Annotated in this window: 33 protein-coding genes; all 33 read left to right on the top strand. The window is 45.6% G+C overall.

Annotated elements, in window-relative coordinates; all coding sequences use genetic code 11:
- The first annotated feature begins 59 nt into the window (after positions 1–59).
- The 33 genes from DWW77_RS07130 to DWW77_RS06980 all read left to right on the top strand — a co-directional run bounded on the left by DWW77_RS07130 (position 60) and on the right by DWW77_RS06980 (position 22,889).
- Positions 60–374: a DNA cytosine methyltransferase gene (locus tag DWW77_RS07130; protein WP_353616924.1), complete on the top strand. Its 315-nt coding sequence runs from the start codon at positions 60–62 to the stop codon at positions 372–374.
- Complete coding sequence (locus DWW77_RS07125; RefSeq protein ID WP_118608381.1) at positions 371–952, top strand: hypothetical protein; 582 nt, start codon at positions 371–373, stop codon at positions 950–952. Before DWW77_RS07130 ends, DWW77_RS07125 begins: the two co-directional genes overlap by 4 nt.
- Positions 952–1,146, top strand: coding sequence for a division/cell wall cluster transcriptional repressor MraZ (locus DWW77_RS07120; protein ID WP_118608380.1), 195 nt, complete (start codon positions 952–954; stop codon positions 1,144–1,146). Before DWW77_RS07125 ends, DWW77_RS07120 begins: the two co-directional genes overlap by 1 nt.
- Positions 1,143–1,331 (top strand): hypothetical protein, encoded by a 189-nt coding sequence (locus DWW77_RS07115; RefSeq protein WP_118608379.1) that lies wholly within the window; start codon positions 1,143–1,145, stop codon positions 1,329–1,331. Before DWW77_RS07120 ends, DWW77_RS07115 begins: the two co-directional genes overlap by 4 nt.
- Complete coding sequence (locus DWW77_RS07110; protein ID WP_118173879.1) at positions 1,331–1,564, top strand: hypothetical protein; 234 nt, start codon at positions 1,331–1,333, stop codon at positions 1,562–1,564. The genes DWW77_RS07115 and DWW77_RS07110 overlap by 1 nt, the downstream gene beginning before the upstream one ends.
- A 10-nt stretch (positions 1,565–1,574) precedes the next feature.
- The gene (locus tag DWW77_RS07105; protein ID WP_207661920.1) at positions 1,575–2,279 is read left to right on the top strand and encodes a hypothetical protein; all 705 of its coding nucleotides are present in this window, start codon (positions 1,575–1,577) and stop codon (positions 2,277–2,279) included.
- 99 nt (positions 2,280–2,378) lie between these two features.
- Positions 2,379–3,377, top strand: a complete 999-nt coding sequence (locus DWW77_RS07100) for a metallophosphoesterase family protein (RefSeq protein ID WP_118608378.1) — start codon at positions 2,379–2,381, stop codon at positions 3,375–3,377.
- Positions 3,374–3,610, top strand: a complete 237-nt coding sequence (locus DWW77_RS07095; RefSeq protein WP_118173877.1) for a hypothetical protein — start codon at positions 3,374–3,376, stop codon at positions 3,608–3,610. Before DWW77_RS07100 ends, DWW77_RS07095 begins: the two co-directional genes overlap by 4 nt.
- On the top strand, positions 3,592–3,879 hold the full coding sequence (locus DWW77_RS07090) for a hypothetical protein (protein WP_118608377.1): 288 nt from the start codon (positions 3,592–3,594) through the stop codon (positions 3,877–3,879). The genes DWW77_RS07095 and DWW77_RS07090 overlap by 19 nt, the downstream gene beginning before the upstream one ends.
- 14 nt (positions 3,880–3,893) lie before the next feature.
- Positions 3,894–4,451, top strand: a complete 558-nt coding sequence (locus DWW77_RS07085) for a hypothetical protein (RefSeq protein WP_118608376.1) — start codon at positions 3,894–3,896, stop codon at positions 4,449–4,451.
- A gap of 26 nt (positions 4,452–4,477) precedes the next feature.
- On the top strand, positions 4,478–4,609 hold the full coding sequence (locus DWW77_RS18270; protein ID WP_286187998.1) for a hypothetical protein: 132 nt from the start codon (positions 4,478–4,480) through the stop codon (positions 4,607–4,609).
- 316 nt (positions 4,610–4,925) lie between these two features.
- A complete protein-coding gene (locus DWW77_RS07075) occupies positions 4,926–6,596 on the top strand; it encodes a DEAD/DEAH box helicase (RefSeq protein ID WP_118608374.1) in 1,671 nt (556 codons plus the stop codon).
- A gap of 21 nt (positions 6,597–6,617) precedes the next feature.
- Complete coding sequence (locus DWW77_RS07070) at positions 6,618–7,382, top strand: hypothetical protein (RefSeq protein WP_118173872.1); 765 nt, start codon at positions 6,618–6,620, stop codon at positions 7,380–7,382.
- Positions 7,383–7,400: 18 nt separating this feature from the next.
- On the top strand, positions 7,401–10,499 hold the full coding sequence (locus DWW77_RS07065) for a DNA primase small subunit domain-containing protein (RefSeq protein WP_118608373.1): 3,099 nt from the start codon (positions 7,401–7,403) through the stop codon (positions 10,497–10,499).
- A 16-nt stretch (positions 10,500–10,515) separates the two neighbouring features.
- Positions 10,516–13,038, top strand: a complete 2,523-nt coding sequence (locus DWW77_RS07060; protein ID WP_118608372.1) for a DNA polymerase — start codon at positions 10,516–10,518, stop codon at positions 13,036–13,038.
- A gap of 1 nt (position 13,039) precedes the next feature.
- Complete coding sequence (locus DWW77_RS07055) at positions 13,040–13,345, top strand: hypothetical protein (protein ID WP_118173869.1); 306 nt, start codon at positions 13,040–13,042, stop codon at positions 13,343–13,345.
- On the top strand, positions 13,345–13,968 hold the full coding sequence (locus DWW77_RS07050) for a hypothetical protein (protein WP_118608371.1): 624 nt from the start codon (positions 13,345–13,347) through the stop codon (positions 13,966–13,968). The genes DWW77_RS07055 and DWW77_RS07050 overlap by 1 nt, the downstream gene beginning before the upstream one ends.
- On the top strand, positions 13,968–14,177 hold the full coding sequence (locus DWW77_RS07045; RefSeq protein ID WP_118608370.1) for a hypothetical protein: 210 nt from the start codon (positions 13,968–13,970) through the stop codon (positions 14,175–14,177). Before DWW77_RS07050 ends, DWW77_RS07045 begins: the two co-directional genes overlap by 1 nt.
- On the top strand, positions 14,170–14,358 hold the full coding sequence (locus DWW77_RS07040) for a DUF3072 domain-containing protein (protein ID WP_118173866.1): 189 nt from the start codon (positions 14,170–14,172) through the stop codon (positions 14,356–14,358). The genes DWW77_RS07045 and DWW77_RS07040 overlap by 8 nt, the downstream gene beginning before the upstream one ends.
- The gene (locus DWW77_RS07035) at positions 14,351–14,947 is read left to right on the top strand and encodes a hypothetical protein (protein WP_118608369.1); all 597 of its coding nucleotides are present in this window, start codon (positions 14,351–14,353) and stop codon (positions 14,945–14,947) included. The genes DWW77_RS07040 and DWW77_RS07035 overlap by 8 nt, the downstream gene beginning before the upstream one ends.
- Positions 14,948–14,951: 4 nt before the next feature.
- Positions 14,952–15,323, top strand: coding sequence for a hypothetical protein (locus tag DWW77_RS07030; RefSeq protein ID WP_118608368.1), 372 nt, complete (start codon positions 14,952–14,954; stop codon positions 15,321–15,323).
- Between the two features lie 90 nt (positions 15,324–15,413).
- Positions 15,414–15,737, top strand: coding sequence for a hypothetical protein (locus DWW77_RS07025; protein ID WP_118608367.1), 324 nt, complete (start codon positions 15,414–15,416; stop codon positions 15,735–15,737).
- A complete protein-coding gene (locus tag DWW77_RS18610) occupies positions 15,712–15,873 on the top strand; it encodes a DUF6906 family protein (RefSeq protein WP_349084382.1) in 162 nt (53 codons plus the stop codon). The genes DWW77_RS07025 and DWW77_RS18610 overlap by 26 nt, the downstream gene beginning before the upstream one ends.
- Positions 15,870–16,040, top strand: coding sequence for a hypothetical protein (locus DWW77_RS17995; protein WP_182431199.1), 171 nt, complete (start codon positions 15,870–15,872; stop codon positions 16,038–16,040). Before DWW77_RS18610 ends, DWW77_RS17995 begins: the two co-directional genes overlap by 4 nt.
- On the top strand, positions 16,027–16,413 hold the full coding sequence (locus DWW77_RS07020) for a hypothetical protein (RefSeq protein WP_118608366.1): 387 nt from the start codon (positions 16,027–16,029) through the stop codon (positions 16,411–16,413). Before DWW77_RS17995 ends, DWW77_RS07020 begins: the two co-directional genes overlap by 14 nt.
- Positions 16,410–16,742: a hypothetical protein gene (locus tag DWW77_RS07015; RefSeq protein ID WP_118608365.1), complete on the top strand. Its 333-nt coding sequence runs from the start codon at positions 16,410–16,412 to the stop codon at positions 16,740–16,742. The genes DWW77_RS07020 and DWW77_RS07015 overlap by 4 nt, the downstream gene beginning before the upstream one ends.
- A gap of 12 nt (positions 16,743–16,754) precedes the next feature.
- Positions 16,755–16,955: a hypothetical protein gene (locus DWW77_RS07010; protein ID WP_118608364.1), complete on the top strand. Its 201-nt coding sequence runs from the start codon at positions 16,755–16,757 to the stop codon at positions 16,953–16,955.
- Positions 16,956–16,978: 23 nt separating this feature from the next.
- Entirely contained in the window at positions 16,979–17,344 is a 366-nt protein-coding gene (locus DWW77_RS07005; protein WP_118608363.1) for a hypothetical protein, read from the top strand.
- Positions 17,334–17,600 carry a hypothetical protein gene (locus tag DWW77_RS07000; RefSeq protein WP_118608362.1) on the top strand — a complete coding sequence of 89 codons (267 nt, stop codon included), beginning with the start codon at positions 17,334–17,336 and terminating at the stop codon, positions 17,598–17,600. Before DWW77_RS07005 ends, DWW77_RS07000 begins: the two co-directional genes overlap by 11 nt.
- Positions 17,601–17,927: 327 nt before the next feature.
- Positions 17,928–18,269 (top strand): hypothetical protein, encoded by a 342-nt coding sequence (locus tag DWW77_RS06995; protein ID WP_118608361.1) that lies wholly within the window; start codon positions 17,928–17,930, stop codon positions 18,267–18,269.
- 190 nt (positions 18,270–18,459) lie between these two features.
- Complete coding sequence (locus DWW77_RS06990; protein ID WP_118608360.1) at positions 18,460–19,218, top strand: HGGxSTG domain-containing protein; 759 nt, start codon at positions 18,460–18,462, stop codon at positions 19,216–19,218.
- 317 nt (positions 19,219–19,535) lie between these two features.
- Entirely contained in the window at positions 19,536–21,242 is a 1,707-nt protein-coding gene (locus DWW77_RS06985; protein WP_118608359.1) for a terminase, read from the top strand.
- A gap of 15 nt (positions 21,243–21,257) precedes the next feature.
- Positions 21,258–22,889: a phage portal protein gene (locus DWW77_RS06980; protein ID WP_118608358.1), complete on the top strand. Its 1,632-nt coding sequence runs from the start codon at positions 21,258–21,260 to the stop codon at positions 22,887–22,889.

The following is a 22,889-nucleotide window of genomic DNA, read 5'->3' as shown; positions in this document are numbered from 1 at the left end:
AGAGAGAGAGAGAGAGAGAGCAACGGCCGCAAGGGCTACCAGAAATAGAGGTGATAGGAATGTTAGAGAGTAGTGGACACGATCATAGCAGACGGGTACACGACCCGGAAGGTATCAGCCCAACAGCTACAGCTGTAGCGGGTGGTACACATCATATTAAAATCTTCGATCACACGAAGTATAGAGTAAGAAAACTTACGCCGACGGAATACGGCAGACTACAGGCGTTTCCTATGGATAACTGGAAACAGGTTGTAAGTAATTCACAGGCGTATAAGCAGTTCGGAAACGCGGTTACCGTAACGCTGGCGGAAGGTATTGGTAAGTCTGTTATTAGTTATCTGGACAGTGTTTTAGGGGGTGCGGCAGTTTGAAAAACGATTTTATCATACGTGGAAAGGAAGCTACGCTTTTTGTAGAAGCGCCGCCAAACGTGGGCTATGGTTCCGTGGAAGTAAAACTAGACGCTGCGGATATGGACTTAGTTAAGTCCTGGCCTGGTACATGGTTTTCCTTTATCCACAAAAGAAACGGTCAGCTTTATATAAGAGCGACCGCCCACCGTGTCGGTGGTAAGGTGGTAAATGTTTCTGGCTTTGAACAGAAGCAGCCACTTTTACATAGGGTTATATCGAAGCCGGAACGCGGACAGAACACAATCTTTAAGGACGGTAACAGCTTGAACCTTACCAGGGATAACCTTGTTAATCTTCCGATCGGCGAAAGCTACATACCGGTAGAGCCTACCGGTCCAGAATACGCCGACATGGTTAAGGGTGTCCACTACCGGAAAGATAAACAGCGTTACGAAGTCCGGTGTTTCTACAAAGGAAAAGCCCATAACCTGGGAGTTTATAAGGACGTCGGCGTAGCGAACGAACGCGCTACGGACTTCCGTAACCTGGGGCCGGACGGCTACCTTGCGAAATACGGAAAGTGGGGTACAGTCTAATGGCATTATATGAAGGTGGTTTATTAAAAGTAGTCCGAAAACTTGACGGAAAAGGGCGTTTACAGCTTCCGGGGGATTTTAGGGAAGCTGTAGGGTTTGCCTTAGACGAAGAAGTGGAAATAACCGCGGTTATGCTGAAGGACGGCAAAAAACCAGCGCTTATGATAACAAGAAAGGAAGGTAATACAAAATGACAGTAAAAGATTTAAGATCATTACTTTATGACGTGCCAGACGATAGCGAAGTTATGGTACTGAATGAAAACGCCCCGATCAAAGTAGCAGCACCGGTATATCAGACTTTTACCCTTAAAGGGGACGCCGGTAATAAAGCTATACTTATGTATCAAAGTAAAAACGGAAAGGAAGGTACGAAGTAATGGATATTAAAGAACGTATTGAGAAAGCAAAAGAAAGACTGGAAGCTGCTAAAAATGCAAAGACAAAGGCGGAAACACAGCTGGAAGCCGCACAGGAACAGTGTGACAAGGTTGTAGAGGAAATGAAGCAGTTAGGCGTTACACCGGATACGATCGAAGCAGAAATTACCCGTTTGTCGGAATCTGTAGAAGAAAACCTTAAGAACGTGGAAAGTAACATACCGGAAGTTTAGGGGGTAGCTTATGGGACTTATGGATTTTTTTATCCGTCCAGAGCCGATAAGCTATGGTACTGCGAAGGGTTTAAACACTTTGCAGATTAACCGTATAGCTGCTGATCTTCGTACCGCCAGGGACAAGGTTAATAACCAGATGGCGAAACGCGAATTACTGGAAAAGCAAAGAGAAGCAGCGGTAAAGGTAAAGACGGAAGCGGAAGAACAGTTAGGCGTGTTTGGACTGGTACAGATTCTTTTACAGAAGACCAGCGACTACGCCAGACAACAGGTAAAGGTAAGAATAGAAGATATAGTAAGCGAAGCGCTTAACGTGGTCTTCGGTGGAAATCATAAATTTATGATCGACCTTACCTTAAGAGGTAACCAGCCTATCGCTGAATACTACTTAAACGACGACAGCGTTATTACGAAGCTGGAAAAGCCGGATTATGACCGCGGCGGCGGAAAAATTGATATTATCGCCCTTGCGCTTCGTCTGGCAGTCGGCGAAATGGAAGGCGTAGACGGTCCGTTATTCCTGGACGAAGTAGGTAAGCACGTATCAAAAGAGTACGCGCCGTCGGTAGCATATTTCTTAAAAGAGTATAGTGCTACTTTTGGAAGACAGATTATCCTTATCACACATAACGCCGACCTTGCAGAAATCGGGGAAGTAAGTTTAGCTGTGAAGCGTTCCCAGAGTGGAGAAAGCGAGGTGTCCGTATTATGAAAAAACATTGTATAGACTGTGGGATTATCTTCTATACGGACGACCCAGACCAGGTACGGTGTGAGTGTTGCGAAGACGATAGAAAGGGGGACGAAGAAGATGGTTAAATTTTTATTCGTGGGCGATCTACACTTACGCGGCACGAACCCCAGAAACCGTATAGACGACTATAAGGAAGCCGCGAAACAGAAGCTTAAGGAAGTTTTTAAGATAGCTGTAGACAATGCTGTAGACGCGATCTTACAGCCTGGGGATATATTCGACCGGCCGGAAGTTGGTATAGCCGTTCTTCTGGAATTTGCAGAAGTGTTAAAGGAAAGTCCAGTAAATATTTACTGTACCCTGGGTAACCATGATATTTACGGATATAACGTAGACAGCTATTACCGTACCAGTTTAAGGCTTCTGGAAATGCTGGTACCGCAGCTTACAGTTATCAGAAGTGCCAGCGACAAGCCTATTTATCTGGCAAAGGGACACTATAAAGTGTATCTGACTGCTACACCGTACAGTAAAGATATGGATATAAACGGTTATGGCTACGGTCCGGATGTAGATTACCCGGAAGGTAACCGTATCGGGGTACATATAGCGCATGGTATGTTATTAGACCACCGCCCACCGTTTGACCGATACAGTGATTTATATAAGGTGGACACGACCGCCGATATTATCCTTACTGGACACGATCACTTAGGCTATGGAATTTATCACAGAAGCGCCGACGACAAACTTTTTGTAAATCCTGGCAGCCTGTTACGTATGTCGGCTTCCGTTAATGAAATGGAACGACAGATAAGGGTAGCACTGATTAAGATAGACGAAATCAGTGGAAAATATGAAGCGGAGTTTATACCGGTGTCATGTGCAAAGTCTGGGGAAGAAGTCTTAGATCGTAGCCGTATCGAGGAAGAAAAGGAACGACAGTACGCTATGGATAACTTTAGCGCACTTATCCAGGGCCACACCGGTAATAAGGTTCTTATGGATATTAACCAGATTATCGACCAGGTAGCAGCCGAAGAAAAATATAGCCCGGAAGTAGTAAAGACGGCTTTACAGATCATTGATAGACAAAGGGAGCTTGTAGCGGTATGAAGGTAAAATTTTGGACTTGTGGTAACTGTGGACACGAAGAACCGATTACGGATAACGATTTACAGGAACTTAACCCGGTGGTTTCTTCCGCTGGTGCTATAAAAATCAGCTGCCCGAACTGTGGCGCCTATACGATCAGTAAACCGTTTGACAGTTCTTGTATGGGTGGGTCGTTCCTGGTGGTACGCCCACATATCCGAAAGGGGGCGAAGCCGTGGCCGGTAAAAAGATAAATGCTTTCAATGAACTTTGTAAAGATACTATGATCGCAAATATGGCGGATACCTTAAAGGCTTACGGCGGCTTCCCAGAACTAGAAAAACAGGTTTACGACTTAAAAGCGTGTACCGTTATGGAAGTCGCAAGCGCGGTACCTATTGTACAAAATGTCGTTATATCTGCCGTAGTTAAAACAGCTGTAGAACAGGCAAAAGCACAGGAAAAAGAACAGGAGCAGAGAAACGGTATTTTAGGCAGCTTTACAAAAACATTATGCAATTAAGAAAGGGTAAAAACATGAAAGAAGAATTACAGAAACTTATTGAACAGTACGGCGCGGACGCCGTAGTACAGGCGGCAGCCGAAGCCGCAAACCAGCACGTACCGACTATTAACACCCCAGTAGTGACAGACGAACAGCTGATTAACACTATCTCACAGCTGGACGCTGCTGTTACAGATATTCTGGAAGCCGGACGTAAGAACGAAGAAACCTACCAGAATAAAGCGGCATTAGTCAGACACGCCCGACAGCTGGAAACTTCTATACAGATTACAGAAGCAGAAGCAATTAACACGATCTGCGGAACCGGTAAGGACGCTTACGGTGTAATTAACTACCCAAACGGTACAAGTGTAAGGGTATCCGTTACAAACGATACCCAGCGCGACGCTTTCCGTAGACACTTTAGCGCCACAGAACGTAAGGAACTGGCAAGCGTGGAAGCAGATATTAAGGCTATCGAGGTTTCCCAGTTCAAGACCAGGGAAGACCTGGACGCGAAGAAAGAAGCCTTAAGCTGTATCAGAGCGAAGGCACAGTTACAAGCCGCCGCACTTACCTACCTTGCGTAATGAGAAACAGGCGGAACGTAGACAGCGTGGCGAAGACTTCCAGGAAGAATGTAGAAGAAGCTGGCGGCAGATACCAAACTTATGGCGGTTACGCATTACAGACGGTGGAAACTTGGGTACACGGCCAGCGGACGAACTGGTACTTCTGGAACATGTAAATTTACTTTGTGAGGAAAAGAGAACGGACGGCGACCAGTTTAAGTTGTCAATGTTACGCACCGACCAGCTTAAAGGTCTGATAAATTTTGAAAAGGCATTAGACAGAAATATAGGGCTTGTCCTGATATCTTTCCTTAACGAAGCTGTAGACGTTGCCTATGCTTTCCGATTGGTTCACGCTATGGCGTATATGAACCAGAAAGGACGGCGTTATATAACGCTGGAAGAACTACAGCAAGGGAAAATAGAAGCTATTAACCTTCCACGGATAGAGATAAACGGCGAACGTGGATACGATTTAAAGGGGGTGCGAGATTGCACATATACGAAAGCAATAACATAAGGGTAAGTGGCTATCCGCTTCCCTTGAAACTGAAAATAGTAGACGATCTTACAATAGATAACCCGGCATACTTAAAAGCGAAGTACCAGCGTCGCCCTACCTGGGGCATAGACCAGAAGCTACAGCTTTTTACATATGACAACGACGGAAGCTTAATACTTCCCCGTGGTTATGCAGATCGTTTATACAGTCTTATTCCAGAAACAACGACGTCCGTTAAATGGGATAAGGAACAGGTAGAAGGGGAACCGGTAGACTTCGGACCGTGGAACGAAAACTTCCAGATCAGAGATTATCAGAACCCGCTTATAGATAGCCTGTTACGTAAAAACGGTATCGGGGTTTCCCCGGCGGGTTCTGGTAAAACTATCATGGGTATGCGATATATCTATGAAGTTGGACGCCCGACATTATGGCTTACCCACACCAGAGATTTAGTATATCAGACCAGGGACAGGGCGTTATCTACACTGAAAGGCGTAGGTCGTGTCGGTATCCTGGGGGACAGTATAGAGGACTTCGGCGACCGTAAGCTTATTATAGCGACGGTACAGACACTTAAGGCAAAACAGCGACTTGTAGAAAAGCTGAAAGAGTTTATAGGTGTCGTCGTGATCGACGAAGCACACCACTTCCCCAGTACCCAGTTTTTAGATACCGCCGCCCAGTTTCCGGCGAAGCGTATTATAGGACTTACGGCCACACCGAAGCGTAAAGACGAAATGGAACAGCTTATGTACTTAGGTATTGGACCGGTACTACATGAGGTTCCACGAACCGCCCTTTACAAAGACGATCAGCTAGTTTTACCAGAAGTAAAGTTTGTCTACACGTCCTTCACTTACGGGAATGAAGATAGCGCCGACGGAAACATAGACGCCGGGGGCGAAGACCTGGATTACCAGGACATTTTATACCGACTTTTTGAAAATGAAGACCGGTTAAACCTGGTAGCCCAAAGTATCGTAGACGCGGTTAAATACGGTCAGTCTATCGTTCTTTCTGAAAGCGTAAGGTATTGCTTTAAGCTGAAAGAGAAAGTAGACAAGCTTCTTACGGAACAGGGATACAGAGGTTGTAAGACCGCTGTAGTGCATGGCGGACTTACTCGGTATAGCTGGAAGGTAGCCGGTGGAAAACGACAGGCCGAAGCCCTGGCAGCTGACTACGGTACAGAATGTAAGTACGACGGAAAAGCCAGAAGGTGGAAAGTAAAAACGCCACAGTATACCGAAGAAGAATTTAAGAAGTGGCAAGTTACCAAAAAGAAACGACAAGAGATTTTAGACCAGTGTAGGGAAGGAAAAGTAAATATCCTTTTTGCTACACAGTTAGCCCGTGAAGGTTTGGACATACCTAGCCTTTGTGTGGGGCATACAGTAACACCAAAACGTGGGGACGGAAAGAGTAATACGGGTCTTAATCTGGAACAGGAAATAGGCCGTATTATGAGAAAGGACCCACAGAACCCAGATAAAAAAGCGGTATGGTTCGACTATGTGGACGCTTCTGTAGGCGTTCTGAAAGGTCAATACTACAGCAGAAGAAAGGTATATAAGCGTCTGGGTATTAAGTTACCATCTAAGCCGAAAAGCGCCGAAAAGGACGTTATAGACGGTTTACTGGATAGTATTAAATTCTAATTACGAAAGGAAGTATTTATTATGAGCGAGAACACAACACAGAACATGGACGTAGCAGCAAAAAACGCCGGAACAGAAGAAGTAGCTGGTACAGCGATCGCAAAAGCAGCGGAAACAGCTGTAGCAGAGGTTAAGCCGAACGGTGCCGCATACATTACCACACTTCTTAATAACACTTTTGAGGAGTTCCAGAAAGCAAACGACGGCTTAGACCTTGACTTTGTTTACATGGGTTCCTGGCTGACTGTGGATAAGAAGGGGGATTTTGTGGATAAAGACGACGACAGTATTAAATATAAAGATCATATCGACGTCATTATTGGAAAAGGTGAAAAACGTTGGTCTTTATGGGGATTACAGAACAGTCCAGAAGACGGCCAGCTGATTGTAGCTTGCAGAGAGAAAGAAGACGCCGTACAGCAGCTTACAGCGTGGTTACAGGAGAACCCGGAAGCAGCGGAACGCTACAGCGTGGAAGACCTGGAACTTCGTTATATGGCTTCTGTAGTTCCTGTAGACGCCCTTTCTGAAGCCGACGGTATTCCGAAAATTTATATTATGTCCTTCGCCCCTACTGCTACGATCGCCTACGGTAAGTATGCTATGAACGTATTCCGTGGAGCGTATAAAAAGATCGGTATTCCGGCACGTACAGGACTTACCAGCGTGGTTACCAGACTGTCTACAGAAGAACAGCGTAGCCGTACAGACGCTTCCGTATCATGGCTGGCTATCAAATTTGAAGCTATGGGAGTATTTAACCCAGAAGACTATACCACAAAGTAAAACAGGGGGCCTTAAGAAATGGCAAAACAAAATAAAGAATATGTGTACGTGGATTGTTACCAGTGCGACGAAAACGGAAAAAGCAGTCCGTGGAAGCGTAAACACTTGGACGACGTACCGAAGTGGCAACACGAAGAAGCAAAGGACTTTAATTGTTTTGCCACGGTCCAGAAATACGCAAATGAGAAGAAGACAGAGGGGGAAGACTTCTTAGCCCCCCTGTACTTCGACCTTGACTATAGTGAAAATCCGGCAGTAGCCCAGGAAGAAGCTATTAAGCTGGTGGAGTTCTTCACCGGGGAACTTGACATACAGGAACAGGACTTACATATTTACTTTTCCGGGTCTAAGGGCTTCCATATTCTGGTAGACGAAAGAGCGTTAGGCGTAGAGCCTAGAAAAGACTTACAGAGAGTATATAAGCATATTGCCGGATACCTTCGTTACAGGTTAGGAGAAGTACAGGAACAGGAAGACGAAAACGGACGACCAGTAGAGTATACAGAACCTTTAAAAGCTGTAGATCTTGTGGTTTATACCGTAAAGCGTATGTTACGTCTTCCATATTCCAGACACCAGAAGACCGGGCTTTACAAGATCGAACTTACCTTACAGCAGCTTAAGGAACTGACATTAGACGAAATTAAGGAAAGAGCGCGTACCGGCCAGCCTATCCAGAGAGAAGAAAAGACGGTACGTAAAAGACCAAAAGCTGGGATATTCTACGCGGACAAGTTACACGAATACGAAGAAGCCGCCGCTACGGTATCTGATAAGCGAAATAAAACAGAATATGTTTTCGTTAAAGATAAACCGCCGGTATGTGTAGAAGACATTCTTAACAATGGCTGGAAGAAAGACGGTGATCGTAATAACGCCACTGTGCAGCTTTGCTGTTACTTTAAGGCAGCCGGATACAAAAAAGAAGAAGCTACAAGTATCCTGGAAGACTGGGTAGTAAAGTTTACCAGCGCGGACAGTCGGTACAGTATCCAGCAACGTAAGGCGAACACCAGAAACGTTATAGAAAGTGTTTACGGAAGTGAAAAGGACTACCAGTTTGGGTGTGCTTTTATACGATCACTTCACGGCGAAAAGAAGAAAGGCGACAACGATTACGACAGGGTACCATGTGCCGGTGATATGTGTCCTTGTATTAAGGGTAACACCGACGTAGCCGAAGAAGCTATAAACCTTCCGCTTGCGAAAACTTCCGACGCTTCCCTTACAGGTAAGCTGATTACGACCCGCGTAATGGTGGCTGGTAAGAAGCATACGCCTTACGTTGTCCCGAAAAAAGTGGAGTATTCATGCTGGGGACAAGAAAAATGTAAAAAGTATGGCTGTCCGCTGCTGAACATTCCTACAGCTACGGCATATAAGGAACTGAACGATCATAACCGTGAACTTATTCAAATGACAGAAACGGGCGACGACAATATAAAGGGAATCCTTCGGGAGATCAGCGGGATACCGTCTTGCGGAAAGTACGATACTTCCATTGTGGAAACGATCAACGTAGACGAACTTCTGGTTATTCCTATGGCAGAAGAAGACGGCGTTAAAGAAGACGATACCGGAAGCTATGTACTTCGTAAGATTTACGCTATCGGTGGTATGAAGATTGAAACGAATAAATACTATGAGATCAGCGGTTATATGTACCCACACCCGAAGAACCAGGAAAGTACCATTCTGGTAACGAACGCGACACCTTTACAGGACGTCGTAGAAAGCTTTTCCTTGACCGAAGAAGTCCGGGAAGAACTGGACAGCCTTAGACCGGAAAGTATGACAGTGGAAAATATCGTATCGAAGCTGGGAACTATACTTAATGATCTGACATATAACGTAACGCATATCGTAGAGCGCGACGAAGTTCTTTTAGGTCTGCTGCTGGTTTACCACAGTATTTTACGTTTCCGTGTTCCATGGGATACCGACCCTATAAGGGGGTGGGTAGAACTTAAGATAGTCGGCGATACTGGTACCGGTAAGTCTGCTTTAGTCGAAAAAATGATGAAATATATCGGACTTGGTAACCGTGTAAATGCCGAGAGTACAAGCCGTACCGGTCTTACTTACAAAATGGAACAGGGTAACCGCGGAAGCTGGTATATCGTCTGGGGTGCCTGGCCGCTGGCAGATAAAGAACTTATATGGGTAGACGAAGACACCGGTATAGAAAAGGACGAATACGGGGAAATGACCCTTGCAAGATCAGACGGTAAGCTGGAAGTTAAGAGAGCCGTTACAGCTGAAACGCCTTGTAGGGTAAGGGCCATTCTTTCCGGTAACGCGCCGAAAGGTAAACGTCTTTCCGATTACGCACAGGGCGCCGAAAGCTTAAAGGACGTCTTTAACAATGAGGATATACGACGTTTTGATTTTGCTATATTTATGCGATCGACCGACGTAGACCCGGAAAAGTATAACCGGTCGCTTCCGTCATTTCCGCGAACCATGAGCGACGACGCCTTAAAAAATAATGTGTTATTCGCGTGGAGCAGAACACCGGAACAGGTTGTATTTTTACCCGATACTGTAGACGCCATTCTGGAAACAGCTACGAAGCTGTCTAAGGTATACGGAAACGCTACAGATATTCCGCTGGTATCGCCTTCCGATCAACGTAACAAGGTGGCACGTTTGGCCGTGGCCCTTGCTTCACTTACGCACAGCGTAGACGAAAGCGGGGAACGAATTACCGTTTACCCGGCACACGTAAATTTTATTTATGACTATCTGGTACAGCTGTATAACGCCCCTGGTTGTGGCCTTAATTACTATGCACGACTGGCAGTATCAGAAGAAATAGTAGGGGATAAATTCGACAAGATTACAAACGAGTTAAGAAAGCTGGATACCTTAAAAGGTGCCAGTAAGTATAACGAGTTCATAGACCTTTTCGCCAGACAGAAATACTTACGACTTGGCGACGTAGAAGCTATGTTAAGCATTGAGAAGGAAGAAGCAAAGGCTATTATTAACCAGTGTGTCCGCCTTCGTATGCTGACTATGACAAGCGGTGGATATAGAAAAACGCCGCGGTTTAACTCTTATATATCAAAGTGTTTTGAAATGGGATTATTCGATCACATGGAAAACGACATTTAAAAAAGGGGGTTCTATATTGAATTTAAGTAATATGTTCCCAGCTTCCGGCGGTCTTGCAGCACAGGTTAAAAAGCCAGTCACTACGGCAGTAGTGGAACCTACAGAAAAGAAAGCTGTAGGTTCTTCCCTGGCGGACTGTATGCAGACAAGAAAGCGTCCGGGAGAATGGGCGATTAAATGGCCGAAACTTCGTAAGCAAGGTTTTAAAGACTACAGACCGCTTCTTACAATACAGGAAGTTATTGATTACTGTAACCGTTGTGAGGAAACCGGATTAGGTGGTTTCGACTACGAAACAAGTGGAGATAAAGACCACAGGATACCGCCGACAGACGAAGACGGTAATACAGTAACAGGAAAAGCCTTAGACAGCTGGACGCGTGACGTCAACCTTGACCCGTGGAAAGCGGAAGTGTGCGCTATGTCTTTATCGGCAGCGTGTGACGAAGCGAGGGCTATCTTTATTGACAATCCGGGGGCTAATCAGTTTGAGCCTGGTTTATCCAGAAGCGAAGCCAGAAAACGACTTTTTGATACCTTAGAACAGCATTTCTTTACTAATCATAAGATCGTAAAGATTGCCGTAAATATGAACTTTGAAACGAAATTCACGGCGAAATACGGAAAATATATTCTTATGCCATGTGCTGACCCGTTCATAGCATGGATAAGGCTGTCACAGCTGCTATTACCAAACAAGATAAAAAATCCGAAACGCCCTTACGTTGGTAAAGGTCTTAAGCCTATGACGAAGGAAGTCTTCGGCGTACAGATGTCAGAATTTACTTCTGTCCTGGAACGTAACCAGGCGTTATTTTTCGACCAGGTACCAAACGACGAACACGACGCCTTAAGTTATTGCTGTGAGGATAGCGACTACGCCGTACAGCATTACCTTTACTGGGACGAAGTAGCGAAACAGATAAGTAATGATAACGAAGTATACCCGACCTATTCCGACTGGTTAAAAAATATCGAAATGCCTTTTACAAGGGTTACCGGAATTATGGAATACTGGGGTATGAAATGGGACAGCGACATAGCCCAGGTTAAAAGGGAAGAAGCAAAGAACGCGATCGAGATAGCCGCCCAGACTATGAAGGACCTGGCCGCAAGCGTCGGCATAAAAGACCTTAATGTAGGTGTTGGCGGTAAAACGAAAGACGTTAAATCTTTTGTATTTGATACGCTTAAGCTTCCGGCGGCTGCCTGGTCTGACAAAACAAAAGACCCTAGCCTGGACAGTAACGCCCTTATGGATATGATCTTTATGTTAGAAAACAAGCTGGAAGACCCAGACGAAGAAAAGTACCTGGAAACACCTTTACCGGAAGAATGGGAAACGGTAGACCCGGACTTATCTTATCAAGATCAGCGTCTTTTATGGCCGCGCGAATACACTACAGCAGAAGTTAAACGTATCAGAATCGCACGAAGAGAAGAACACCCGTATAAGGACATTGGCATTAAATTTTTAAAGAGTATGCAGACCATACAGAAGTACGCCACCCTGTTATCTTCTCACGTAGAAGGCCGCGAAAAATACGTAAACCCTGTTACTGGCAGAATCCATGCAAAGTATGAACCATGGACAGAAACGGCCCGCCTTGCGTCCAACAGTCCAAACGGCCAGAACGTACCACGCCCGGATAACGACGAACTGGGGGTACGAAACTTCTATAAGGCAGCACCCGGTAAAGTATTCCTTCTGGAAGACGAAAGCGGCTTTGAACTTCGTTTAACTGCCTGGAAGTCCGGGTGTGAAGTTATGCGTAAGGCTTTCAGAGATCACGAAGACTTACACAGAAAAACAGCGGCTACTATGACGGGTAAACCGGAAGCAGAGGTTACGAAGCACGAACGTAGTGGAGCGAAAGCCGGAAACTTCGGTTCTGTTTACGGCGGTACAGAACACGCCTTACAGAAAACCTTTAAAAAAATGGGGCTTCGTAAGAGCCTTCCAGAGTGTAAGAAGATCGTAGACGCCGTTATGAAGACTTACCCAGGTATCCCACGTATGCAAGTAAACGCCAAAGTAAAAGCTAGGGAAACGGGATACGCGGAAACCATTTACGGCTATAAGCGTCTGCTTCCGGCGATTAACAGCAGTAACCGTTACACAAGGTCAGAGGACGAACGACGGGCAGCGAATACACCGGTACAGGGTTCCGCCGCCGATATTATGAAACGCGCCCAGAATACTGTATACGAAAAATGTGGTATGGATACCGCAAGCCATAACGGTATAGCTGTAGAACCGTGGGACGGCTACGCTACAGAAACAAAAGAACTGTTAGGCTGTAAGCCTTTCATGTTACACGGACATACCGATATGGTAGCCCAGATACACGACGAAATTATAGTAGAATTGGACGACGATACCACGCTTGTAGATACTTACGCAAAATGGCAGAAAGCCGTTATGGAAGTTCCGCCACTTAAGGACTTCCCTGTACAGCTGGAAGCAGAAGCCAGTGTAGCCTACAGCTGGGGTAATAAAATGAGCCTGGAAGACTGGGAGAAAGCGAGGGGGTTATAAAATGGGAAAACCGTATAAGCAGCCGCAAAAGCGCGAAGTTATGGCCGGTAGCAAACTGGAAATTGAAATGTTACAGTATTCGCTTAATGAAGCGAACCAGAAGCTTGCTAAGAAATCCGCTGATCTGAATACCGTAACACGTATTATGGAACAGACTACAAAAGTGGCAGATCAGCGAAAAGAGAAGGTAGACAACCTTATTAAATTAACGACGACCTTAACGAAGCGTGTTACTTACTGGAAAGTGGCGGCGATCATTGAAGCCGGTATTATTATCGGTCAGATTTTATTAAAGGTGGTGGCATGATGTACAGAATGATAATTGTAACAGCGCTGGGTAATTATGTGGTAGAAATGGTACCGGAAAAGGAAGAACCTACCGCCGACGAACTTATGAAAATGTTTCTTGAAACAAAGGCGGACGTAGAAAGCGGCTGCTTTATGGAAGGCTGGACACCTACAGACGGCTTAAGCGGGGCGCCTGGCGTGTTCGCGATCGGTAAAGGCTTGGAAATTTTAGCGTACCACGTAGAACGTCGCCCGGAATTTGACTTACCGCCCATAAACTCAGATACCGTTAATACGCGTCGCCCGCTTTCGCTTAAGTTTAGCTACCTGGGTAATGAAATGATCGCGAAGTGCATACAGGACGATATAGGAAGCGTAGCCGTGATCTTCTGCTATGCGGTAAATGGAGAACCGCCGACAGATGTATTAAATACTAAGAAGCTTTCCGAAAGCCTTTGTAGCTGTATCCGGCACCACTTAAACTACGCCGACGACGAATACCTTTTACAGATTGCCGAAGACGGGATTGTAAGAAACTATTCACAGGCGGAAGAAGTTGTAAAACAGCTGGAAGACCAGTTTAATACCCTTCACAGTAATAAGACAGGGAAAGCCTGGAACGGCTGGAAAGGGGAAAGCTGATGGCAGCCAGGAAACTTACCAGAAGCCCAGAAGGGGAAGTAGTAACCTTTTCTACGAAACGCGGAAAACCGGATACCTGTAGCGAAACGTGTGGCGGTATTTATCGTTTCAAAGGGGAATTGTACTGTAAATATTTCCATAACGTTGTCGGTAAGCGTGACGAAGAATGTATAAAGAATGAGGTAAAAGGTGGTGGGCGGCATGGATAAAGACCTTATGGAAGAACTTGGACTTATGGCGACAGATAGCCAGTTAGACTATATAGACACGCTGTTAGACCAGGTGGGCGGCTTCCTGGAAGACTACACGGATACACCGTTAGAAGAACTGTCTAAGGACGAAGCCAGCGACATTATAGACGAACTGAAAGGGGAACTAGGCTATGACTGAATTACCGAAAAAGATTATAGTAAATCGGATACCCTACAGCGTTTGTAATTCAAATGACCCGTACAGTTATGAAGCAGACCCAGGGGTACAGGAAATCCGGGTTACACAGGAAGCAGCACCGGCAAGAATGCGCCAGTATTTCATGTGGGAAGTAGCACACCTTTTATTGGTGTCGGCCGGTATGTCACAGAAAGAAGCAGACAGGTACCACGCTGGCGTAGGAAGTGTACTTAACCGCCTGGTTATTGACAATGATATGGATTTTGTGAAGGGGCGTAAGCCAGTCCCTTCCATGATCTGGATAAACGGGCTTCCTTACACTATCCAGCAAGACATTTTTAAAGAATTACAAGACGAAGACCTGGGCGGGCGTGTTACGTATGACACCTTATATATACAGATCATGGAAGACCTTAAGCCAGAGATTAAAAGCTATGTAGTCGTCCATGAGATTACCCACGCGGTACTATTTGAAGCAAACGCCGGAAATTATGACAGCAAGGAAACGTTTGTAGAAGCCCTGGCGTGGCAGCTGCTTTACTTTTTACAGGATAATGATTTATCAATATTAAAACCAGAAGGAGAATAAGAACATGACAAAATCAGAATTTTTAGCACAGGAAAACGTACCAGAATTTATTAAGGAAATCGTGGCTAGTATCCCGGACGACGCCGAAGTAAACGTTATGGGAATGAGCATGGAGAAACCACAGCGGAATAAGGAAAACTGTAATTGTAATCGTGTTTACGAAGATGGCGTAGACATTTCCCCTTACCTTGAAGGTATCGCGGACCGCCTGGTATCACTGGTAAACCTTACAGACTGCAAAGGTCATATTGAAAGAAATGATTTAGATAAAGCTGTAGGACATGTAGACGTCATTTCTGGAACCGTAAGCCAGTTCTATAACTTCCTTGCGAATGAACCGAAAGAGGGTAAAGGAATATGCTTACCGAAAGACTGATAGCATTACTCATTATATGTATAACCGTTGTACTGATCTGCTTAATCGGTAGTGTGTGCGACGTAATAAAGCAGAAAGGAAGTAAAGACAATGAGCGTAAAAACGACGACAGTTTATAACTGTGACTATTGCCAGAAGCAGCTACCGGACGATTACGCCACCACGAACGGCGAAGGTAAAGGCTACTATGTAAAGAAAGCCCACGACACTATCCCACTGGATACACCCATAGCCGGGTGTACCGGTATCGTGGTAGAGGTAACTTTAGGAACCCCGAAGGACGACCACCACTTTACAGACCTTTGCGACGACTGCCGCCTTAAGTTCCTTAAGATGGCTGTAGAACACCTGGAACGTAAAGTAGCCGCAGAGAAAGAAGGTCTTAACAATGATGGCGAAGAAACCAACGTATAACCAGAAGAAATTTTTAAGGGCGAACCGACTGGACCCCTTTAACTGGTTAGTACAGAAAGATACCCCGGAGTTTATGCAGATCATTCATAAGTATTCTGGCACCGTCCGCAAGATTAAAAAGAAGGTGGCTGTATGACATTATTTGAACTTTTCAGTATTGTGCTTATGGGAATTATTGCGTTATTCGGAATTGGTGTAATTTTGGGTCTTATCCTGGTCGGCGTTATCATTATCCATTATTTCAGATGGCGACACCAGGAGAAAAAGGCAGCCAGAAAGCGGGGGCAGAATGGGGAAACGTAAGTATTATTTTCCACCTAAGGCAGAAAAGAAGCCTATCACGATAAACGACGACGTAAAAGAAGAATTAAAGAAACTGGCGGATAAGTACGCCGACGACGCTATAAAGGAACGGCAGACCGAAGACCTGGACAACTACATAGCGTTTACACTGGAAGCCTTAAGACGCCTGGGGTGGACCGGCAAAGTACGTCTTAACCGCTTTCTATCGGTACTTACCACGGTAAGCGAAGAAGCCGCAAACGCCGACGACCCACCGGCATACGCGAACCAGATAAAAGAACGTCTTAAGAAGATCGGTGTTAAAGCGTTCACTAAAAACGACGACGCAACCCCACAGCTGGAAGACCACGTAGAAAGGAACGACGACAAATGAAGCTGTATGTATTTTATTTTTCAAAAGCAACGAAGGAAGTAGTAAGGGACGAAGTAGAGGTAGAAGACAAGCCGAAGTCCTATAAGACGCCAGCCGGATACTGCTTACCGTACCTAAATGTATCGAAGTTCTTAAAGGCAGATACCGATAAAATCTACCACGGTGCCTACGTTTCGGAGAACGGCGACTATAAGAAGGCGGTACTTGCCTTCCGTAAATACTTCGCCATAAAGCACAGAAACGCGAAAGACGAAATGGAGAAGTACGACGACTTTTACCGTAGCTGCTTTAAGTATACTACGCCGACAGGTACCGTTATGGTTCCATAAGAGGTGGAAAGCATGAGTAAAGAAGAATTTATAGCCCTTATCGGGCAAGACGTTGTAGTAGACTATAATTTTTGTGGAGAACTGCAACAGTGGAGCATGAAAAACTTTAGTATCAAAGATGGAGTTATCCGACATAACAGACTGCCGCTTATCGTGGACGTTTTCATAAAGGGCGCCCATAACCCACATAAGGGAGAAGCGACACACGGGTAACCGATCGGAAAGGAACCGGTAATATGAAAGCAAAAGAAAACCCGTTAAACCAGAGCGTAACAGGTAACCCGTATTATGATTATCTGATACACGAAGTCCAGGTAGTATGTAACTGTCCGACAGATAAGGCTATGGCGATCGTAAGCTATGTAAACAGTCTGGGTAGTAGTCCGATTGACTTTATAAGAAAGCTGCCAGACTACGTAGGTAATCCACACCCGGACGCCGACGAAGTGTTACAGGCGTTAGAGAATATCCGAGAAGACCACGGCGTACAAAGGTATGGTATCTGTTTCCCGGAAGGCTACGCAAACCGAAAGGAAAGACGCCGCCAGGAAAAGGAAGCACGTAAACAGGCCAGAAAGGAACTGCTGCAATATGGAAGATAACACACATAAGGTAGAAGCTGTAATTAAAGGCGTTACCGCAGATCGTAAGCAGCTGATCTTAAGTATTGGTAACGTGGAAATGACCGCGACCCGAAACTTTACCGATCTGTTTACAGCTACCGACCTTCGTAGCATTGTGGGAGAACCAGACAAGGAAGTAAGGATACCCGTGTTAAGTCTTTCGACCCAGGACGTCAAGGGCTTTAAGGTTCCGGCGTTCGTGCAGAGTGACACGCTGAAAATCACAAAGCTGTAGGTACAGCGAAGAACGTAGAAGGCAGAGCGTAGAGCGAAGATCAGAGAACGTAACAGGTAAGGCGCGGTTCGTAAACGAATGGGAAGGGAATACAGCCCAAAAGAAAAGAATTGTCTAATATTACTATATTATATACATACTACTATATACATAATTATATATAATATCTAATATAATAGTTATTATGTAATATATACAGTATTTATTTTTCTTTGGGGGTACTTGTTTTTCTTACTCATTTTACCATTCATTTTTGAGTGGGTTTTCTATACCCCCTTATTATAATTTAAAAATTTTTATTATATATTTTTCAGAGAGGTACAAGCTATGGGACAGGAAATTATAGGTAGGCGGACTATCCGCCGTTGGTTAGATAACTGGGAGCATATACAAAGGCGTGAGCCTATGGAAGACCAGGTAAAGGTTAATAGTGGCTGTAAGCCCGCGGACGGAATTACAAACGGTATGCTTAACAAGATCATGCTGGAAATGGCTTACGACCGTTTACCCCTTGAACTTAGGCGGGTTGCTTACTATCGCTGGGTTATCAAAGGACAGTACAGTTTATTGCAGACGTTGACTATCTTAGGTCTTACAAAAGACCAGTATTACTACCGTTGCGATCAAGTGGTTAATTCTGTTTTTGCGTTTGTCAATGGGTATAAATAATTTCAGTAGTTTTCTGTAAGACAAAACTAGGCTTGTATTTATTCCGAAAATCTTATATAATAGCATTACAATGCTATTATAATGTACAAATTAAGGGATAGGGAAACCCGGATTTTCTGGGACCTGTCCCTTTTTCTCACGCTGAAACGTCGATTTTCCGAACGACGACACAAAAAAGGGGGTAAAGTCAGTGGCAACTACAAAAAAAGTGCAGTTACCGGAAGGCTTCGACCCTTACGATATGCGTCTTAAACGCCAGTTTTCAGACCAGGCGGATAAAATGAACGTAATAGCTTTGTCCAGGAAAAACTATAACCTTTGTTGCGGTGCCATGCACAACGGACAGCCTTGTAAGAATCCGGCGGGCATGGGAACACCACATAAAGGCTATGGCCGGTGTAAGATACACGGCGGGCTTGCTACAGGTCCGAAGACAGCGGAAGGACGCGCCAGACAAATAGCAGCTTCCACAAAACACGGTCTTTTTTCTAAGGTACTGCTTCCAGAGGAAGAAAGCATTTTAGAAAGCATTAACCAGGAAGAAGAATTTAACGCCCTGGATATGATGATAAAAGTACAGACCGTTAAGATCGTAAGCTATCTACAGAAGCATAAAGACCGGTTTATAAAAGACCGTGATCTGGAAGGCGAAGAAGTGGCTTACAGAAAATCTAGGGTTATATGTCGTGAAGGTGACGGTATGAAGACTTTTTACCATGCCGGAACGATTGAAGATAACGCCTTAGATCGTGCTATGAACACCTTACGGCGTCTGATCGGACAGAAACACCTTATAGAAGGCAAGGACGACGGACCAGACGACATTATGGCTTCTCTTAATGCAGAGTTAAGAGCAGCGTCTAAAGGTGAAGTCTACGTGTCCTGGGGTGGACAAGCGCAAAGTAAGGGAAATAACGAAGATCATACACAAAAAGAACAGGAAACGTAGTAAAAACTGTAGTAAAAAGCCTTGTTACAGGTTTTCTGATAACCAGAAACCATGTAAACACAGGGCTTTTTCTTGTATTTATGAGAAACTACGACTTTTTTACTTAGAATATGGGGTGTAAATATTATGGCAGAGGATAATAAAAGCTGTAGGGGTTGCGTCTGTTTGACTTGCCAATACAGCGAACAGAACGGGGACTTTAACCGGTGTCCGTTTAAGTCGTGTCGCTTATGTACAGATACAGTACATCATATCCGTAGCATATGCGATAAAGGCGTACAGCTGCCTAAGAAAGCAGATTACGCGGACTTCGTGCTATGACATACGAATATCAGACAGAATTTACTTACGTGGCAGACACGGACCCTTTAACCGGCGCCCCGGTAATGACGGCGATACCCCAGACCGTCCGGGCAGCGAAACAAGGGATACCATACAACGTACTTAGTAACTTCGGTGACCTGTTTAAGAGGGAAAACCTACGGGAAGCGTGGCGGCTTCTTCGTAAAAACGACCCTTTCGACTACCAGATACAGGTAGCCGACGCTATTCTTTACAGCTGCTTAAATGGGCTGGGTTGGTACTTCGTGGTACAGATCACACGACAGGCTGGTAAGAATGAGATTAGCGCCTTCTTACAACACTATTTACTGCTGTATGGCTGGTACTTCGGTGTACCTGTATCGGGCGTAAAATTCGCCCCGGTATACAAGCCACAGATACAAGCGTCTATGGACCGTCTGGAAGGCGCCCCAACGCTGGACAGTGGCGGGCTTGCCGGTAGCGTGATAACGTCCGGTCAAGCGAAGGTGGACGGCCAGCCTTGCAAGTACAGTAAATCAGACGGCTATAAATTCCATATCGGACCACCCCGCGATAGTAATAAATGGGCGTTCCTGTCCATTAACCCTACGGCTAACGTCGCGTCCCAGACAGCATACACACTACTGGAAGGTGACGAAAGCCAGGACATAGACGCCGATAAGTGGGAGCGTGACGCCCAGCCTATGGGTTCGTTTAACAATGCTACTACGGTGCTGTGGGGTGTAGCCTGGACAAAGGACAGCTTTATCTATCGTGGCGAGCTGATGGCCCACGATATGGAAGATCGTTTAGAGAAGGAACTGGGGTACCGGCCGAAGTTGGTATTTAAGATAGACGCCTACGCGGTTATCGCTTCCGGTAATACGAACTACAAGAAAGCGTTTGATAACCAGGTAGCCCGTCTGGGAATGGACCACATAGCCATACAGACACAGTACCTTCTTAAAGCTGTAGACGCTATTGGTCGTTTCTTTTCCGCGGAAGGCGTAGCCCGTATGTATTCCGGCGGTTTTGAAATGCAAGTAGAACCAGTTAAGGGACATAAGTACATATGGGCGTGTGACGTAGCCGGACAGGAAGAAGAAACCACGGACGTAGAAGCGTCTGTAGGTATTCATAAGCGCGACGCCCTTACGTTTATCGTCGGCGACCTCTTACGGGACGGTACAGTAGTTCCGATCTGCTTGTATCAGTGGGTCGGAAAACAGCACAGCAAAGTAAGGGATATGTTACCGAAGATCATACGTTACTGGGGTGCTATTGGTGGGGTATGTGACGGTACCGGAATCGGTGAACCGTTGGCGTACCACCTTAAAGAGTTATTCGACAGAAATAACGACGGACTGGTAGAAGCCTATAAGTTTAAGGCAGCCGGTGACGAAAGTAAATCTAAGCTGGGGTATCTGGCTTACGATTTTAACCATAACGATTTAATCAAAGTTCCGAAGGCACCGGAAGACCCGGACCAGCTGGAACTATGGAAGGAACTACGGTGGCAAGTGGAACACCTTACAAGGGAAGCCAAACGCCAGCAAACAATAAATTTTTATGTCCCAGCGAACGCCGAACCACGTAAACCGGGACACGTTCCACACGACGACTTAGTAATGGCCCTATTCTTGCTTATGAGGGCCGCACGAAACATAGACCCGAACACTGGAAAGGCTACAGCCTTTGACCGTGAAAAGTCGGGAGTATAGAAAGGGGGTAATAGCATGGCGGTATCTTCGTACATTCCGCAGACATTGGCAGAAATGAAAAAAGTAAACCAGGTGACCGCGGAACGTTGGATTAAAGATAACGCTTCCTGGGTCGCGGCTATGGTGGCAAAACACGACAGCTGGATAAAGGATAATGCTGTAGACTTGTACCAGGCAGCCTATGACGGCGAACTGGACGAAATCGAACAGCGCGACAAGGCTAGGGACGGCGGTACAGAAAATAAGCTGGTTTCTAACTATGTCCAGATTATCATAGATACGCTTGTGGACTATATGCTAGGTAAGTCCCCTATCTATACAGTCGAAGACCCGGACCAGGACGACGAAGAAATAGAAGAACGTGAGATTATCACGGAATACCGTAAAAAAGTTATGAAGCTTTTAAAGGATAAGGCACAAGGGGAGTTTTCCGACTTGTTACGCGATATGTGTATAGGTGGCTTCGGTTCTATTATCGTATGGGTAGACGAAAAAGGTAATATTGATTACAGTGAATACCCGATACAGGAGATCATACCGATTTACGACGGCAGAAAGAGGTTAAGGCTTCTTTTTCGGCGTTATGAAGTAGGGGTATGGGAAAATGGTAGCGAAACCACGAAAACAAAAGTAGAGGTTTACGACGATCGCTACGTTACTTACTATACCGGTGACAGTATGGAAAGCCTACACCTGGACGAAGCCGAAGCGAAGACCGGGAACCCGATAGAGCATAAGGCCGGCCGTATCCCGGTTGTGGTCTGCCAGAACCAGCTACCGGCGAAATACAGCGAACGTGTGAAGGGATACGGTAAGTCTGATCTTGCCTACGGTGTCGTTCCACTTGCTGTAGCTTACTGCCACGGTTTAAGCGATAAAGCGAACCTTATGGAGTACCTACAAGATCAGTATTTATGCTTAACTGGTGTAGATGTAGATGAAAACGAAGTTCTGAAAATGCGAAAGGCCCGCGCCCTGGCACTTAAGGACAAGGATAGTAAGGCCAGCTTTATAGCCCAGTCACAGGACGACAACGCCGTAGAAAATGGTCTTACTAGAACGAAAAACGACATTATGGACACGACCAACACCCCACGACTGGCAGAGTTAAACGGGGCGACGGCTACAGAAATCAAAATGAAATACGCCGGTCTTGATATTAAGGCCGGTAAGAAGGAACCGCTTCTTATACAGGCGTTCCGTAGCTTCTTCGCGATCATTACGGACCTTTTGAATGTTCAAAAGCTGTATGCTGCCGGTACGGTTTCTGGTGTGTATGAAACAATCACTACCCCGGAACTGATCGAAGCCAGGGACGACCTGTACCAGTCTGAATGGCTGGAAGTTACGATAAGCCGGAATCTTCCACAGAATAATAAAGAGATCGCCGACATTGTGGCAGAACTGGCCGACATTGTACCAGATAGTTATTTGTATGAACTGCTGTGGTTTATTGACGACCCACAGAAAGCACTTGAAGAAATGAGAGCGCAGAAAGAGGAAAGCCAACAGACAAGCCTTACAAATAGTCTGGCAGCTATTGGATATGGGGCGGATAACCTGGGGGATACCGGCGGCGACCCGGATAACCCAGACGATCAGCAGAACAGCGCTACAGGTTCCACGATCACACAGCCGCCAGAATAG

Origin of the sequence: Ruminococcus sp. AF17-12 (assembly GCF_003479245.1) — a bacterium.
GTDB lineage: Bacteria > Bacillota > Clostridia > Lachnospirales > Lachnospiraceae > Blautia_A > Blautia_A fusiformis.
This window is presented reverse-complemented; position numbering and strand designations above follow the sequence as displayed.